Source organism: Pelomonas parva, from assembly GCF_043555835.1.
Taxonomy (GTDB): Bacteria; Pseudomonadota; Gammaproteobacteria; order Burkholderiales; family Burkholderiaceae_C; genus Pelomonas; species Pelomonas parva.
Genome location: NZ_JBIGHV010000004.1, coordinates 328,955 through 343,767, shown reverse-complemented (window position 1 = coordinate 343,767; position 14,813 = coordinate 328,955). Strand labels below are relative to the sequence as shown.

Here is a 14,813-nt window from a genome sequence, read left to right as displayed (position 1 = left end):
TCATGAACACGACCACTCTCACGCCACGCCCCGCCATGAACTCCACCGCCCGTGCCCTGCTCAAGGAGCACAGCATGACGCTGGGCTACCTGCTGCTGTTCGTCGTCCTGTCCGTCAGCGTCGAGAACTTCTTCTCTACGGCCAACATCACCGGCCTGCTGCTGTCGGTGGCGCAGATCGGCATGGTGGCCTGCACCATGATGTTCTGCCTGGCCTCGCGGGACTTCGACCTGAGCGTCGGCTCAACGATCGCCTTCGCCGGCGTGCTGGGCGCCATGGTGCTGGAGAGCACGGGCAGCGTGCCCATCGCCGTCTTGGCCGGCCTGCTGGCTGGCGCACTGATCGGCGCGGGCAACGGCGTGCTGATCGCCTACCTGCGCGTCAACGCGCTGATCGCCACGCTGGCCACCATGCTGATGGTGCGCGGTCTGGCCTTCATCGCCTCCAAGGGCCAGGCGGTCGGCATCGCCGACGAAGGCTTCATCTCCTTCGGCGACACCATCGTGTTCGGCCTGTCGCTGCCGATCTGGACGACGGTGATCTGCTTCGTCATCTTCGGCGTGCTGCTCAACCACACCGTGTTCGGCCGCAACTCGCTGGCCATCGGCGGCAACCCCGAGGCCGCGCGGCTGGCGGGCGTGAAGGTCGAGCGGCTGCGCGTGTGGATCTTCCTGCTGCAGGGCGTGGTGGCTGCGCTGGCCGGCCTGATCCTGTCGGCCCGCATCACCAGCGGCCAGCCCAACGCGGCCACCGGCTTCGAGCTGGACGTCATCTCCGCCTGCGTGCTGGGCGGCGTGTCGCTGGCCGGCGGCAAGGCGCGCATCTTCGGCGTCGTCATCGGCGTGCTCATCATGGGCACGGTCGAGAACGTCATGAACTTGTTGAACGTCGATGCGTTCTATCAGTACCTGGTGCGCGGCTTGATCCTGCTGGCGGCCGTGTTGCTGGACCAGCTCAAGACCCGGGGCGAGCGCCGTGCTTGATCGGCGCACGCTGCTGGCAGCGTCGCTCGCAAGCGCGCTGCCCGCACACGCCGCCACGCCCTTCCTGGCCGGCGGCGACATTTCCGCACTGACCTGGATGGAGCGCGCCGGTGCCGTCTACAGGGACCGCGAAGGCCAACCCGGCGACTGCCTGGCCATCCTGAAGCGCTACGGCCACAACATCGCTCGCATCCGCCTTTACGACAAGACGGGCCCGGGCACCGGCAACGACGGCTGGTACTGGCCCGAGGGCTCGATGGACCTGCCCGACGTGCTGGCCCTGGCCCGCCGCGCCAAGGCGCAGGGCATGCAGATCCAGTTCACGCTGCACTACAGCGACTTCTGGACCAACTCGAAGACGCAGGACCCGCCCACGGCCTGGCGCCGCGAACTGGCGCAACTGCCCGACAACACGGCCCGCTTCAAGCGTCTGGCCACGCTGGTGGAGCAACGCACGCGCGAGGTCATGCAGGCGCTGGTGGACCAGGGCACCGCGCCCGAGTTCGTGTCGCTGGGCAACGAGATCGAGCACGGGATGATGTATCCCTATGGCAGCACCAAGGTCTGGCCCCTGCTGGGCGCGCTGCTGAAGGTGGGCTACGCGGCCGTGAAGGCCGTCAGCCCGGCGTCGCGCGTCGTGCTGCACCTGGACGATGGCGGCAACGAGGCCAAATACGTCGACTGGTTCGACAACGCCCGCGCCCAGGGCGTCAAGTGGGACGTCATCGGCCCGTCCTACTACCCGTTCTGGACCAAGAAGAGCGTCAGCCAGTTGGCCAGCTTCTGCGAGGTCGTGGCCAAGCGCTACGACAGCGACCTCCTCATCATGGAGGCGGGCTTCAACTTCGCGCCCAAGCGCCATGACGGCTGGCCTGGCCAGCTCGAACACAACGGCCCCTACCCGGCCAGCATGAGCACGCCCGAGGGTCAGCGCGACTTCATGGCCGAGCTGCTCGGCGCCATGAAAGCCACGCCACGCGTGCTGGGCGTCCTGTACTGGGACCCGATCATGATCGCCAACCCCAAGGTCGGCTGGGCGCTGCGGGAAGGCACCGGGCAGCCGGGGCCCAACGTGGTCTCCAACACGACGCTGTTCGACTTCGAGGGCAAGGCACTGCCGGTGCTGGACATCTGGAAGCGCTACACGCAATGAGTGCACGTCTGCAGGGCAAGGTCGCGCTGGTCACCGGCTCCAGCCAGGGCATCGGCAAGGCGGTGGCGCGGCTGTTCGTCGCCGAGGGCGCCAAGGTCATCCTCAACGGCCTGACCGACGATGCCGCCAGCGACGCCCTGATGGCCGAGCTGGGCGCGGACAATGCGATCTACATCGCCGCCGACATCGCTGACGAGGCCGCCGTGCAGGCCATGGCCGCGCGCGGTGCCGAGCGTTTTGGCCCCATCAACGTGCTCATCAACAACGCCGGCATGAACGTCTTCGCCGAGCCGTTGGAGATGAGCACCGCGCAGTGGCAGCGCTGCTTCGCGGTGGACCTCGAAGGCGCGCTTCACTGCAGCCGTGCCGTGCTGCCCGGCATGCTGGCGGGCGGTGGCGGCAGCATCGTCAACATCGCCTCGGTGCACGGCCACCGCATCATCCCCAACACCTTTCCCTATCCCGTCGCCAAGCATGCGCTGATCGGCATGAGCAAGGCGCTGGGCATCCAGTACGCGGCGCAGAACGTGCGGGTCAACTCGATCTCGCCCGGCCTGATCCTGTCCGAGCGCATCGTCGAATGGCTGGCCAGCATGCCGCCCGAGGAGCGCCAGCGCCAGGTCGACCTGCTGCCGCCCAAGCGCATCGGTGAGCCCATCGAGGTGGCCTACACCGCGCTGTTCCTGGCCAGCGACGAGGCCCGCTTCATCAACGCGACCGACATCCTCATCGACGGCGGCCGCGCGCAGCTCTACCACGAGTAGGCGGCATCATTCAGGCATGACCGACCCGCGCTCCGACCGCTTCGTCCGCTCCCACCTGAAGACCCGCCAGCTCGTGCTGTTGGTGGAGCTGGGCCGGCACGGCTCCATCCTGCATGCGGCGCAGGGCGCCAACCTGACGCAGCCGGCTGCCTCCAAGCTGCTGGCCGACCTGGAGCACGCGCTGGGCGTGAAGCTGTTCGAGCGCCTGCCGCGTGGCGTGGCGCCCACCTGGTACGGCGAGGTCATGATCCGCCGTGCCGGCGCCGCGCTGGCCGAGTTGGACGCCGGGCATCAGGAGGTCATGGAGCTGCTGTCGGGCCTGTCGGGCCGCGTCACGGTGGGCTCGGTGCTGACGCCGTCTGCCACGTTGCTGCCGGCGGCAATAGTCGCGCTGAAGGCGCGCCAGCCGCGCGTGCACGTGGCCATCACGGTGGACACCAGCAAGCTGATGATCCAGCACCTGCAGAACGGCGAGCTGGACCTCGTCATCGGCCGCGTGCTGGACAGTGCGTCCGCCGCCCAGCTCAGCTTCGAGCCGCTGATCGACGAGCCGCACAGCCTCATCGTGCGCGCCGGCCACCCTCTGGTCGGCCGCAGCGATCTCAGCCTGAAGGAGTTGTCGCGCCAGAGCTGGATACTGCCGCCCACCGGCAGCATCCTGCGCGACCGGCTGACGGCGCTGTTCCTCACCGCCGGGCTGGACCAACCGCAGCAGGCCGTGGAGACGCTGTCCCTGCCCGTCGTGACCAGCCTGCTGATGCAGTCCGACATGGTCGTGGCCCTGCCCGAGGAGCTGGTGAAGCCCTACCTCGACGCCGGGCTGCTGACCGTGCTGCCGCTGGCGCTGGGCCTGCGCATGGACGCGTATGGCATCGTCACGCGGCGCGGGCACCAACTGCCGCCAGGCGCCGAGTTGATGTTGACCTGCCTGCGTGAAGAGGCACAGAAACGTGAGGCCCCTCGCCTGGCTTCGCCGCGCTGAACGCGGGCGAACCCAGTCGGTCTTGCAGACCGCGCTGCGGCAGTGCCGCAGCTCTTCGCCAGGCACATCGCGCCCACTGGGCGCAATGTGTCCGGGCTCAGCCCCCGAGGGGACGGCGATGCTCGCGGGGAAGGCCCCGCTCCCGCATCGCCAGACGTGCCGGCTTGGGAGCGGCCCGGCGCTCGGCCCAATAAACGGTGTCAGCGGCGCTGCCGCGCGAGCCTCAACGCATCATCCAGCGCCGCCATCAGCTTGCCCGCGTTCAGCGGCTTGGTCAGGTAGCGGAAGTAGCCCGCCGCCAGGCTCGCCGCAGCCGCTTCGGGCATGGCGTTGGCGGTCAGGGCGATGACGGGGATGTGGGCCGTGCGCGGGTCCAGCTTCAGCAGGGACTGGGCCTCGCGGCCGTTCAGCGTCGGCATGTTGTTGTCCATCAGGATGACGTCGGGCCGCTCCGCAAAGGCCATCGCCAGCCCGGCACGGCCGTCGCTGGCCAGGATCAGGCGCAAGTCCTGCCGCGCCGCCAGCAAGGCCTCGACGAGCCTGCGGCTGGCCGGGTTGTCCTCCACGTAGAGCACGGTGGCCGGCGCGCTCGCACCGGGCGGCGCCGACAGGCTGGTCAGGTCGCCCCAGTCGGTCTGCACATGCGGCCGCGCGGGCACGTCGCTGGCCTGCAGCTCCACCCAGAACATGCTGCCCTCGCCCGGCACGCTGTCCACGCCGATGCTGCCGCCCATCAGCGCCACCAGGCGCTGCGTGACGACCAGGCCGATGCCCGTGCCCTGCTCGGGGCCTCCCTCCTGGCCTAGGCGGTTGAAGGGCTGGAACAGCGCGGCCACCTGCTCGGGCGCCAGGCCCCGGCCCGTGTCGCGCACCTCGATGCGCACGCGCGCCGGCTCGGGGCTGCTGCACACCACCGTGACCGAGCCGCCGGGCCGGTTGTACTTGACCGCATTGCTGACGAGGTTGAGCAGCACCTGCTTGAGCCGCATGCGGTCGGCCAGTACGCAGTGGCAGGAGCTGGCGTCGAACTGCACCGCAATGCCGCGCTGCGTCGCCGTCGGCTCCATCATCTGCCGGCACTCGGCCATCACCTCGTCCAGCAGCACCGGCTCCAGCGACAGCTCCACGTGGCCGGCCTCGATGCGGGCGAGGTTGAGGATCTCGTTGATCAGCGTCAGCAGATGCCGGCCGGCGCTGACGATGTGGGCGACGAACTCCTGGCGCCGCTCCGGCCGGGCGGTGCCGACATCGGTGCCCAGCAACTGGCCGAAGCCGATGATGGCGTTCAGCGGCGTGCGCAGCTCGTGGCTCATGCTGGACAGGAACTCCGACTTGGCCCGGTTGGCCTTCTCGGCGGCGGCCGTGGCCAGGCGCAAGTCCTCGTTGGACGACTGCAGCTGCGCCGTGCGGTCGCGCACGCGGGCTTCCAGCTCCTCGTTCAGCCGCAACACCTGCTGCGTGCGCCGTTCGATCTCGGCCAGCATGCCGTTGAAAGAATCGGCCAGCGCGCCCACCTCGTCGTCCGTCGCCTTGGGCGCGCGGCGGGAATAGTCCTGCCGCCGCATGACGTCCTGGGCCACGTCGCTGATGGCCAGGATGGGCTGGACGATGGCGCGCTGCAGCCGCAGCGACAGCAGCATCGCCACGCCCAGCGACAGCACCGCCAGCGCGACGGCGATGCCCAGGTAGCTCAGCACACGGTCGACGAGGGCGTACTCGGCGCGCAGGTACACGCTGCCGATCAGCCGCCCGTCCTGGGCGATGGTCTGCACGACGACCAGGTCGCCGCCGCTGCGGCGCACCCCCGGCGCCTCGACGCGCGGCGGCAGCGTGAGGGTGCTGCCCGGCGTGTCGTAGGACGCGAACAGCGTGCCGTCGGTGCCGTAGAGCGCCGCTGCCCTGATCTTGGGCTGCAAGCGCAGCACCGCCAGGTTCTCGCTGGCGACCTTGTGGTCGTCGAACTCCAGCGCCGGCGCCGTGGAGCGGCCCAGCAGCTCGGCCTGCGTCTGCAGTTCGCTCATCCAGCCATGGTGATAGGCGTGCAGGTCGTAGGCCACCATGGCGCCCAGCGCCACGAACAGCGCCACCAGCGACGTCAACATCGTGACGCCGAGCAGCCTGCGCTGAAGAGAGCGCTTGAATGGGCTCATGGCCTGCCTTCGACCCGCCGCGCCACGCCGAGCAGGCGCACGCTGATCTTGAGGCCGCTTTGCGCGGCGTGTGGCAACCAGATGTCAAAGCGCACCTTGTCGTCCACGACGACGAAATTGATCATGCCGGCCGAGCTGGCGGCGTCGAGCTCCGTCACCGTCAGCACCGGCCGACCCTGCACGGCGGCGATGACCTCGCTTGCATGAGCCGACATGGCGCGCGACACGAAGACGACGTGCAGCCCCTGCGGTGCCTCGCCGCGCGCCAGCCGCCGTACCTCCACCGGCCGGCCCGCCACCGACGCCGCTGCGGCCATGCGGCGGAACTCCTCCGCCACGGCGCCGCTGGCCAGCACGCCGATGCGAAAGGGCTCGCCGGCCGCGCCCAGCGCCTGGCCCGGCCAGTCGATGTAGTTGCCGAACTTGCAGACGAAGGCGGCCTTGACCTGGTACTCGGCGTCGCCGTCGCCTGCCTCATCGGTCGCGTGTGCTGCGCCCACGGCCGCCAGCGCTGACAGCATCAGGGTGCGGCGGGTGGCAAGCAGGGCGGCCATCAGAACCAGCGCAAGCGCAGTTGCAGGCCGATGCTGCGGCCCACCTCGGTGCGCGTCTCCGCCGGGCCAAACTCGCCGTGCCCGCTGCCGAGCAGGTTGTGGGCGGTCAGCGCAATCTCGGCGTCAGGGCCCAGCCGCCCGCCCAGGCGCAGGTCCAGCGCCGTGTAGGCCGGCACGGTGGGCGCGCTGAGCGCGCCGACATGGCGCAGCGTGGCGTCGAACTCCGCCTCGTGCGGCAGGTTGAAGGCCGCTCGCAGCCGCCACACCCGGCGCGGCATGGCGCCGTCGGCGGCGGCGACCGAGTCGCCGGTGTCGCGGCTACCGGGCTTCAGCGCCAGGTGGGGGTGCAGCAGCGTCATGCCGGCCTGCAGGCGCATGGTGGGCATGGCCTGCCACATGCCCCAGGCCTCCACCCCGCTGACCCGCCCGCGCATGCCGTTGCCGAAGTAGACCTGCGTGTTGCTGGGCGCCAGCTCCTGGGTGCGCAGATGGTCGTAGCGGCCATGGAAGGCCGTGGCCGCCATGCGCAAGCTGGGCAGCGGCCGGCCCCGGTAGCCCAGTTCCAGCACCGTGGCCGTCTCGGCGCGAAAGCCCGGGCCGCCGTTGAGCAGGAAAGGCGCTTCGGCGGGAATGTAGGCATCGCGGTCCAGCCGCGCTGGCGCCCGCACGGTGCGCGCGGCCGAGGCCCACCAGAGCTGGTCGGCCGATACCTTCCAGGCCAGGCGCACATTGGGCAGGAGCTCGGTGCCCGTGTAGTCGTTGCGTTCGGCGCGGGCGCCCACGGTCAGGCGCAGCGCCTCGGTCAGCGCGATCTCGTCCTGGGCGAACAGGCTGGTCCAGGACTGGTTGAGCCGCGCGGGCAGGAACGCGAACTCCGGCGCGCCGTGCCCCACCTCGTCGCGCGAGCGGCGGTGGTTGGCGCCGATGACGACTGTGTGCCCCGCCGCCGGCCGTAGCGTGTACTGCAGCTCCAGGTCGGCGATCAGCAGGCGCTCGTCGAAGGTGGGCGGCGTGATGCGCGTCGTGCGGTCCAGATAGCCCTGCACGCTCAGTTCACCGCCGCCCACCGGCTTTTCCCAGCGCGCTAGCAGGTGGGCGCCCGACAGCCGGATGGTGTCCAGCGCGAAGTCCACGCCCGTCACGCTGATGCTGCCCGGCAGCGGCTGGCCGTGCCGGCCGCGGTAGGCGTCGCCCTGCAGTGTGAAGCGGTCGTTGCCTTTGCCCCAGTCGGCGCGAAAGCCGCCTTGCAGCAGATGGCCGGCGTCGTCGACGAGGCGGCCGTCGGCGGTCTCGGTGCTGCGCTGTGACGCGTGCTTCAGATAGACGCGCAGGTCGCCGCCGGCCAGCGCCAGGCCGTGGCGCAGCAGCGCGCTGCGCTCGTCGCCGCTGGCCGCCGCCGACACCAGCGTGCCGCGCGTGCCGGTGGCGGGCTTGGTGATGATGTTGATGACGCCGTTGACCGCGTTCACGCCCCACAGCGTGCTGCCCGGGCCGCTGCTGACCTCGATGCGCTCCACGTCCTCCAGCGCCACGTGCTGCGCGTCCCAGAACACGCCGGCAAACAGCGGCGTGTAGACCGAGCGGCCGTCGATGAGCACCAGCAGTTTGTTGGCCGAGTTGCCGTTGAAGCCGCGCGCGCTGATCGCATAGCCACCGCGATAGACCTCGGCCACGTGCAGGTTGGGCGCCAGGCGCAGCACTTCGGGCAGGCGCGTGAAGCCGCTGCGGCGGATGTCGTCGCTGGTGATGACGTAGAGCGAGGCGGCGGCGTCCGCCAGGCGCTGCTCGCGCTTGGCGACGGACGTGATCGTCAGGCCGCCCAGCTCCTCCAGGCTGAGGCTGACGAGCGGGTCCTGCGCCCGCGCGGGTGCCGCCGCCAGCAGCGCCGGCAGCACGGCGGCTGCCATGCGGCAGGGCCAGCTCGGTGACACCCCCATGCGCCCTCCCGGCACAGTCCGTGGTCGCGCCACGATAGCGCAGTGCCACGCAATGTGCCGTTAGATTCCGCACAAAAGTCCATGCGCGGCGACATGGCCGTCCGGCATGTCGTCCTACGCGGCGTCGCGCCGGCAACTCACAGGCTGGTGGGCCGGCCGGCGCCAGAGTGGCGCTGTCACTTTCCAGGAAGAAGCCCATGTCAGCAACGGACTGCCCGCCCCGGCCGGCCGCGGAGTCGTCGAACGCGGCGGAGATCCTGATCTGCGTCATCGGCACGGGCGAGGCGCTGGAGCGCCACCAGGGCGACCTCACGGTGCTGGCCGGCCGCGATGTGAGCCGCATGGTCTGGCGCCTCGATGACGAGTTCGGCGAGCCGCCGCCGGCGGCGGACTGGGCCGATGGCCTCGTCGTGCTGAACTCCGACGTCTGGGCCGCGCCCAGCGGCTGCGCGCGGCTGCAGGCCTTGCTGAAGATGGCCTGGCGCTGCGGCCGCACGGTGGCGCTGTGCGGTGACGCGGTGAATGCCGTGACGGCGCTTGGGTTCGCGGCCGATGTGCCTGCCGAAGCGGAGGGCCTGTTCCTCTGCCCCGACGGCCCTTGCCGCGAGACGCTCGCCGAGTTCCTCGACGCGGTGCACGAACAGCCGCACCGGCATCGCTGACGGCTGCATATCAGCCTTTCTTGCCTGGTGCCGCAGCTGCCCGTGGCGCCAGGCTGCAATCCACCGGCGGCACGTCTTCACCGGGGTCGATGAAGGCCAGCAGCGCGGCCGGCGGGGCCAGTGAGCCCATTGCCAGCGCCGCGATCGCGCGGCCGCCCAGGCGCTTGCCTTCCAGTGCCACGCGCGGGTCGGCCAGCGTGCCCTGCACGCGCAGCGGCGCGCGCAGCGTCAGTGGCGAGAAGTCCTTGGGCTGGGCCACGAGGCGCAGATCCAGGCTCTCGTCCTTCAGGCTGATGCGGCCGTCGATGTCGATGCGGCTGTCGCGGTTGTCCATCAGCGCGGTGCGGGGCCTCAGCACGCCGGCCACGAAGCGGCCGTCCACGCGGGCGCAGTGCAGCGGCAGGCTCTGGTCGCCCCTGATCAGCACGCCCAGGCCTTGCGCGATGTCCAGGCCCATGGCCTCGGTGATCAGGTGGGAGACGCTGCCGTTCTCGATGCGCAGCTTCAGCGGCCCGTCCAGGCTGCCCAGCAGCTCGGCGACGCTGCGGCCGCGGCCCTGCACGTCGAGCTGGGCCTTGAGCCGGCCGGTGATCGGCTGGCCGGCCAGCGACTTCGCGTTGAACGAGATCCAGCGCTCCACGGCCACGCCGTGGATGTCCAGGCTGGCCTGCCACAGCGGCGGCGCCGGGCGGGTGTCCAGCTTGGCCGAGCCGGTGATCTCGCCGCCCGCCACGCCGGCGTTCAGGTAGCTCAGCGTCAACACGCCGCCTTCCAGCACCAGGCTGCCGTTCAGAGGCGCGAGCGGCTCCAGCCGCGTGGTGCCGAGGTCGAACTCGCTCAGCGCCACGGCCACGCGTGCATCCATCGCGTTCAGTGAGGGCAGGTCGAAGGCGCGGTCGGGCAGCACGCGCCCCGGGCGGCTGGGCGGCGTGTCGGTGCCGACGGCCGGCCCCAGGTCCTGCAGGCGCAGCGGGCCGCCGCGCAGCAGGCCGCTGAGCTGCGGGCGCGCGGGCCGCGTGTCGAAGGCGAAGTCGCCGCCCAGCTGGCTCTTGCCGATGCGCGCGCGCACGCCGCCGAGCAGCCACACGCCGGCGGCATGCTGCAGCCGGCCGGCGAGGTCGAAGGGCGGCGTACTGGGCAGCGTGATGCCGAAGGGCCGGCCCATCGCCGCCAGCGAGTTGCCGCGCACCTGCAGCTGGCCATCCAGCGCGCGTGCGTCCAGCAGCGAGGCCGCCGTGCCTGCGAACGACAGCCGCTCGGCGCCCTGGCTGAGCGCCACCTTCAGCTGCACCGGTGGCACGCCGGCCTCGGGCGGCGACAGCAAGGCCATGCCGGCGCTGGCCTCGGCGTTCAGCGCCAGCTGCTGGCCGCGCAGCCGGCCCTTCACATCGGCCTTCCAGCGGCCGTCGGCCTCGGTGCCGAAGCGCGCGTCGGCGAGCAGTTGCAGCGGCACGTCGTCCAGGCGGGCCGTGCCGTTGCGGATGACGAGCTGGTCGATCTGCGGCATTGGCGTGGCCTCCTTCTCGGCGCCGCCGCGCTGCACCGGCCAGGGCGTGCGGCCCTGGGCGTCGCGCTGCCAGTTCAGCTGCAGGCTGTCCGCCTGCACCAGCCGCAGCCGCAGCGGCGCGCCCCGGTGCCAGTCCCAGAGGTCGCCCCAGCGCCAGGCCAGCGTCACGCCGCCTGCGTCGGCGAGGGGCTCGCCGCCGGTGCCGGTCACGCGCAGTTGCGAGGATTCGAGGCGCGGCCTCCAGAGCAGATGCATCTTCGTGCCGGGGTCCACCGTCAGCCCGAAGCCGCTGCGCTCGGCCAGGCGCGGCGCCACGCCTGGCCAGCCTGCCCAGTCCAGCACCAGGACGGCCGCTGCGGTGGCCACGAGTACAGAGCCCACGATGACGGGAACGGTCTTCTTCATGACCCGATGCTGGCAGCCGTTGCCGGCGCTCGCGTGGGACGGCGGCGCCGGCCGCTGTAGGACGCAGCCGGGCGCTCTGGGTGGCTGACCCGTTCTCTGAGTGATTTCCCGACCGCACGGTCGAAATACCGCCGATACCATGGGGGCGTCCTTCATCCCGTGCTGCGCCATGGACTTCACGATTGCCGCCATCCTCGGCCTCGATGGCCTGACCAACGGGGCCATCTACGCGCTGGTCGCGCTGGCCCTGGTGTTGGTCTTCTCGGTCACCCGCATCATCTTCATCCCTCAGGGCGAGTTCGTCGCCTTCGGCGCGCTGACGCTGGCGTCGCTGCAGATGGGCAAGGTGCCGGGCACCGTCTGGCTGCTGTTGCTGATGGCCGTGGCCGCTGCGGTGCTCGACGTGGTGCAGGGGCTGCGTGAGCGGCGCCCGCTGTCGCGCATCGCGCTGTCCCTGGTGCGCACGCTGGCCTTGCCCGCCGCGCTGGCCGCGCTCACGCCGCTGCTGCTGCGCTGGCAGGCGCCGCTGTGGGTGCAGGTGCTGGCCACGCTGGCCATCGTCACGACCATGGGCCCGCTGCTGTACCGGCTGGCCTACCGGGCGCTGTCGGCGGCCAGTGTGCTGACGCTGCTGATCGTCTCCGTCGGCGTGCACTTTGCGCTGACCGGGCTGGGCCTGGTGTTCTTCGGCGCCGAGGGCTACCGCACGCCGGCCTTCTGGGAGGCGCGCTTCGACGTCGGGCCGCTGAGCCTGACGGGCCAGACCCTCATCATCTTCGGCGCGTCCGTCGTGCTGCTGCTGGCGATGTTCTTCTTCTTCGAGCGCACGCTGACGGGCAAGGCGCTGAAGGCCACGTCCGTCAACCGCACCGGCGCGCGGCTGATGGGCATCTCGGGCGACGCGGCCGGGTCCATGAGCTTCACGATGGCGGCCTTCATCGGCGCGCTGTCGGGCCTGCTGATCTCGCCGTCCACGACCATCTATTACGACACCGGCTTCCTGATCGGCCTGAAGGGCTTCGTCGCGGCGGTGTTCGGCGGGCTGGCGAGCTTCCCGATGGCGCTGGCCGGTGCGGTCGGTGTGGGCCTGATCGAGAGCTTCGGCTCGTTCTGGGCCAGCGCGTTCAAGGAGGTCATCGTCTTCACGGTGATCCTGCCGGTGCTGCTGTGGCGGTCGTTCGTCGACCCGCACCACGAGGAGCACTGAGCATGACGCGCACGCACCTGTCGGTGGCCGCCGCGGTCCTGGTCTTCGTCCTGCCCTTCGCCCCGGTGCCGGACTTCTGGATCACGCAGCTCAACTACATCGGCCTGTTCTCCCTCGTCGTGCTGGGCCTGGTGCTGCTGACCGGCGTGGGCGGCCTCACGTCCTTCGGCCAGGCGGCCTTTGCCGGCATCGGCGCCTATGCGACCGCGTACCTGTCGACGACGCTGGGTCTGTCGCCGTGGCTGGGCCTGGGGGCGGGTCTTGCCATCACGCTGGTGCTGGCCCTGGTCATCGGCCTGCTGACGCTGCGCATGTCCGGCCACTACCTGCCGCTGGCCACCATCTGCTGGTGCCTGGCGCTGTACTACCTGGTCGGCAACCTGGAGGCGCTGGGCAAGTACGACGGGCTGCTGGGCCTGCCGGCTGTTCAGCTGGGCGACTTCAGCTTCCAGAGCGAGCGCCGCATCTACCTGTTGATCTGGCTGGCCGCGATGCTGGCGGCGCTGGGCGTCACGCGGCTGCTGGACTCGCGGCCAGGCCGCATCATGCGCGCGCTCAACACCAACCGCGGCGGCGGCGCGACCATGCCCGAGGCGATGGGCGCGTCGACCTTCCGCTACAAGCTGACGATGTTCGTCATCGCGGCGCTGCTGGCGTCCGTCTCGGGCTGGCTGTATGCCCACATGCAGCGGAGCGTGAACCCGTCCCCGTTCGGCATCAAGTTCGGCATTGAATACCTCTTCATGGCCGTGCTGGGCGGCATCGGCACGGTGGGCGGCGCGTTCACCGGCGCAGCGCTGGTCAAGCTGGCGGAGGACCAGCTCAAGGTCTGGCTGCCCGTCGTGTTCGGCGGTTCGGGCAACTACGAAATCATCGTCTTCGGTGTCGTGCTGGTGCTCGTGCTGCGCTTTGCGCCGGATGGGCTGTGGCCGCTGATCGCACGCTGGCTGCCGGCAAAAAGGCAGCGTGTGGTGGACGAAAGCGCGCCGGCTTTGAGTTCGCGCAAGCACCCCGAGCGCGGCGCGCCGCTGCTTGAAGTGCGCGCCATCCGCAAGCAGTTCGGCGGGCTGGTCGCCGTCAACGACATCAGCTTCGCCATCCGCGCCGGCGACATCGTCGGCCTCATCGGTCCCAACGGCGCGGGCAAGAGCACCACCTTCAACCTGGTCTCCGGCGTGCTGCCGCTGACCAGTGGCGAGGTCGAGCTGCTGGGCCAACGCGTCGACGGCCGCAGCAGCCGCGAGATCGCCCGCGCCGGCCTGTCGCGCACCTTCCAGCACGTCAAGCTGGTGCCCGACATGACGGTGCTGGAGAACGTCGCGTTAGGCACGTACCTGCGCACGAAGACCGGCACCGTCCGCGCGATGCTGGGCCTGAACGCGGCCGAGGAAGCGCAAGCCCGCGCCGAGGCGATGCGCCAGCTGCGCCGCATCGGCCTGGAGACCCAGGCCCACGAGCTGGCCGGCAACCTGGCGCTGGGCCCGCAGCGCCTTGTCGAGATCGCCCGCGCGCTGGCCAGCGACCCGTCTCTGCTGCTGCTGGACGAGCCTGCCGCCGGCCTGCGCCACAAGGAGAAGGAGGCGCTGGCCGAGGTGCTGCGGCAGCTGAAAGCCGAGGGCCTCTCGCTGCTGCTGGTGGAGCACGACATGGACTTCGTCATGAAGCTCACCGACCGCATCGTCGTCATGGAGTTCGGCCGCTGGCTGATGGAAGGCACGCCGGCCGAGGTGCAGGCCAGCCCGGCGGTGCGTGCTGCGTATCTGGGAGCGGATGAATGAGCGCGCTCTTGGAAGTGACCGACCTGCACGCCGGCTACGGCCGCGCGGAGGTGCTTCATGGCCTGAGCTTTGCCGCGCAAGAGAAAAGCGTCGTCACCGTCATCGGCCCCAACGGCGCCGGCAAGTCCACGTTGCTCGGCGCGCTGATGGGGCTCATCCCGTCGCGCGGCAGCACGCTGCGCTTTGCCGGCGAGGACATCGCCCGGCTGACGCTCGAAGAACGCGTCATGGCCGGCCTGGCCCTGGTGCCCGAGAAGCGCGAGCTGTTCGGCAGCATGACGGTGGAAGACAACCTGCTGCTCGGCGGGTGGCGCCCCCGCAAGCTCGGCGACAAGCGTTGGCGCGACGGGCTGGAGAGTGTCTACACGCGCTTCCCGCGCCTGAAGGAGCGCCGCGCGCAGCAGGCCGGCACGCTGTCCGGCGGCGAACGCCAGATGCTGGCCCTGGGTCGCGCGCTGATGGGTCAGCCGAAGCTGTTGATGCTCGACGAACCCAGCCTGGGCCTGGCACCGCTGATCGTGCGCGAGATCTTCGCCATCGTCGACGATCTGCGCGCAAGTGGCGTCAGCATCCTGCTCGTCGAACAAAACGCCCGCGCGGCGCTGCGCGTGGCGGACCATGGCCATGTGCTGGAGACGGGGGAGTTCGGGTTGAGCGGGCCGGCGGATCAGTTGGCGGCGGACCCGCGGGTCATAGAGACGTATCTGGGCGCCACGCGGGGCGGATGACTA

The 14,813-nt window shown here is 70.6% G+C and carries 12 protein-coding genes; 8 read left to right on the top strand and 4 right to left on the bottom strand.

What is annotated here, in order from left to right; translation table 11 throughout:
* Nucleotides 1–2: 2 nt before the first annotated feature.
* Genes araH through ACG00Y_RS12265 form a run of 4 tightly spaced genes read left to right on the top strand, consistent with a single transcriptional unit; the run spans nt 3 to nt 3,882 of the window.
* A complete protein-coding gene (gene araH, locus ACG00Y_RS12280) occupies nt 3–983 on the top strand; it encodes an L-arabinose ABC transporter permease AraH (RefSeq protein ID WP_394479143.1) in 981 nt (326 codons plus the stop codon).
* Nucleotides 976–2,136 (top strand): glycoside hydrolase family 53 protein, encoded by a 1,161-nt coding sequence (locus ACG00Y_RS12275; protein ID WP_394479141.1) that lies wholly within the window; start codon nt 976–978, stop codon nt 2,134–2,136. The genes araH and ACG00Y_RS12275 overlap by 8 nt, the downstream gene beginning before the upstream one ends.
* Nucleotides 2,133–2,900 carry an SDR family oxidoreductase gene (locus tag ACG00Y_RS12270; RefSeq protein ID WP_394479139.1) on the top strand — a complete coding sequence of 256 codons (768 nt, stop codon included), beginning with the start codon at nt 2,133–2,135 and terminating at the stop codon, nt 2,898–2,900. Before ACG00Y_RS12275 ends, ACG00Y_RS12270 begins: the two co-directional genes overlap by 4 nt.
* A 16-nt stretch (nt 2,901–2,916) precedes the next feature.
* Complete coding sequence (locus ACG00Y_RS12265) at nt 2,917–3,882, top strand: LysR family transcriptional regulator (protein WP_394479137.1); 966 nt, start codon at nt 2,917–2,919, stop codon at nt 3,880–3,882.
* A gap of 200 nt (nt 3,883–4,082) precedes the next feature.
* On the opposite strand, the gene ACG00Y_RS12260 is transcribed toward ACG00Y_RS12265, so the two are convergent.
* From ACG00Y_RS12260 to ACG00Y_RS12250, 3 genes are read right to left on the bottom strand one after another with little or no spacing between them, the layout of a single operon-like run.
* Nucleotides 4,083–6,032, bottom strand: a complete 1,950-nt coding sequence (locus tag ACG00Y_RS12260; protein WP_394479135.1) for a sensor histidine kinase, YfiR-like protein-associated — start codon at nt 6,030–6,032, stop codon at nt 4,083–4,085.
* Nucleotides 6,029–6,586 carry a TOL_0243 family YfiR-like periplasmic protein gene (locus ACG00Y_RS12255; RefSeq protein WP_394479133.1) on the bottom strand — a complete coding sequence of 186 codons (558 nt, stop codon included), beginning with the start codon at nt 6,584–6,586 and terminating at the stop codon, nt 6,029–6,031. Before ACG00Y_RS12255 ends, ACG00Y_RS12260 begins: the two co-directional genes overlap by 4 nt.
* Entirely contained in the window at nt 6,586–8,493 is a 1,908-nt protein-coding gene (locus ACG00Y_RS12250; RefSeq protein ID WP_394479131.1) for a TOL_0244 family TonB-dependent receptor, read from the bottom strand. Before ACG00Y_RS12250 ends, ACG00Y_RS12255 begins: the two co-directional genes overlap by 1 nt.
* 227 nt (nt 8,494–8,720) lie before the next feature.
* Here ACG00Y_RS12250 and ACG00Y_RS12245 point away from each other — a divergent pair, with 227 nt between their 5' ends.
* On the top strand, nt 8,721–9,185 hold the full coding sequence (locus ACG00Y_RS12245) for a hypothetical protein (RefSeq protein ID WP_394479130.1): 465 nt from the start codon (nt 8,721–8,723) through the stop codon (nt 9,183–9,185).
* 10 nt (nt 9,186–9,195) lie between these two features.
* Here ACG00Y_RS12245 and ACG00Y_RS12240 read toward each other — a convergent pair whose 3' ends face one another.
* Nucleotides 9,196–11,097, bottom strand: a complete 1,902-nt coding sequence (locus ACG00Y_RS12240; RefSeq protein WP_394479128.1) for an AsmA family protein — start codon at nt 11,095–11,097, stop codon at nt 9,196–9,198.
* A 169-nt stretch (nt 11,098–11,266) separates the two neighbouring features.
* Here ACG00Y_RS12240 and ACG00Y_RS12235 point away from each other — a divergent pair, with 169 nt between their 5' ends.
* Genes ACG00Y_RS12235 through ACG00Y_RS12225 form a run of 3 tightly spaced genes read left to right on the top strand, consistent with a single transcriptional unit; the run spans nt 11,267 to nt 14,810 of the window.
* Nucleotides 11,267–12,304 (top strand): branched-chain amino acid ABC transporter permease, encoded by a 1,038-nt coding sequence (locus tag ACG00Y_RS12235; protein WP_394479126.1) that lies wholly within the window; start codon nt 11,267–11,269, stop codon nt 12,302–12,304.
* A gap of 2 nt (nt 12,305–12,306) precedes the next feature.
* Nucleotides 12,307–14,082 (top strand): branched-chain amino acid ABC transporter ATP-binding protein/permease, encoded by a 1,776-nt coding sequence (locus ACG00Y_RS12230; protein WP_394479124.1) that lies wholly within the window; start codon nt 12,307–12,309, stop codon nt 14,080–14,082.
* Complete coding sequence (locus ACG00Y_RS12225) at nt 14,079–14,810, top strand: ABC transporter ATP-binding protein (RefSeq protein ID WP_394479122.1); 732 nt, start codon at nt 14,079–14,081, stop codon at nt 14,808–14,810. The genes ACG00Y_RS12230 and ACG00Y_RS12225 overlap by 4 nt, the downstream gene beginning before the upstream one ends.
* Nucleotides 14,811–14,813 lie beyond the last annotated feature (3 nt).

What these genes read in the sequence shown, in the direction of transcription:
- araH (WP_394479143.1), top strand. Translation starts at nt 3, where the DNA reads ATGAACACGACCACTCTCACGCCACGCCCCGCCATGAACTCCACCGCC.
- ACG00Y_RS12270 (WP_394479139.1), top strand. Translation starts at nt 2,133, where the DNA reads ATGAGTGCACGTCTGCAGGGCAAGGTCGCGCTGGTCACCGGCTCCAGC.
- ACG00Y_RS12265 (WP_394479137.1), top strand. Translation starts at nt 2,917, where the DNA reads ATGACCGACCCGCGCTCCGACCGCTTCGTCCGCTCCCACCTGAAGACC.
- ACG00Y_RS12260 (WP_394479135.1), bottom strand. Translation starts at nt 6,032, where the DNA reads ATGAGCCCATTCAAGCGCTCTCTTCAGCGCAGGCTGCTCGGCGTCACG.
- ACG00Y_RS12255 (WP_394479133.1), bottom strand. Translation starts at nt 6,586, where the DNA reads ATGGCCGCCCTGCTTGCCACCCGCCGCACCCTGATGCTGTCAGCGCTG.
- ACG00Y_RS12250 (WP_394479131.1), bottom strand. Translation starts at nt 8,493, where the DNA reads ATGGCAGCCGCCGTGCTGCCGGCGCTGCTGGCGGCGGCACCCGCGCGG.
- ACG00Y_RS12245 (WP_394479130.1), top strand. Translation starts at nt 8,721, where the DNA reads ATGTCAGCAACGGACTGCCCGCCCCGGCCGGCCGCGGAGTCGTCGAAC.
- ACG00Y_RS12240 (WP_394479128.1), bottom strand. Translation starts at nt 11,097, where the DNA reads ATGAAGAAGACCGTTCCCGTCATCGTGGGCTCTGTACTCGTGGCCACC.
- ACG00Y_RS12235 (WP_394479126.1), top strand. Translation starts at nt 11,267, where the DNA reads ATGGACTTCACGATTGCCGCCATCCTCGGCCTCGATGGCCTGACCAAC.
- ACG00Y_RS12230 (WP_394479124.1), top strand. Translation starts at nt 12,307, where the DNA reads ATGACGCGCACGCACCTGTCGGTGGCCGCCGCGGTCCTGGTCTTCGTC.
- ACG00Y_RS12225 (WP_394479122.1), top strand. Translation starts at nt 14,079, where the DNA reads ATGAGCGCGCTCTTGGAAGTGACCGACCTGCACGCCGGCTACGGCCGC.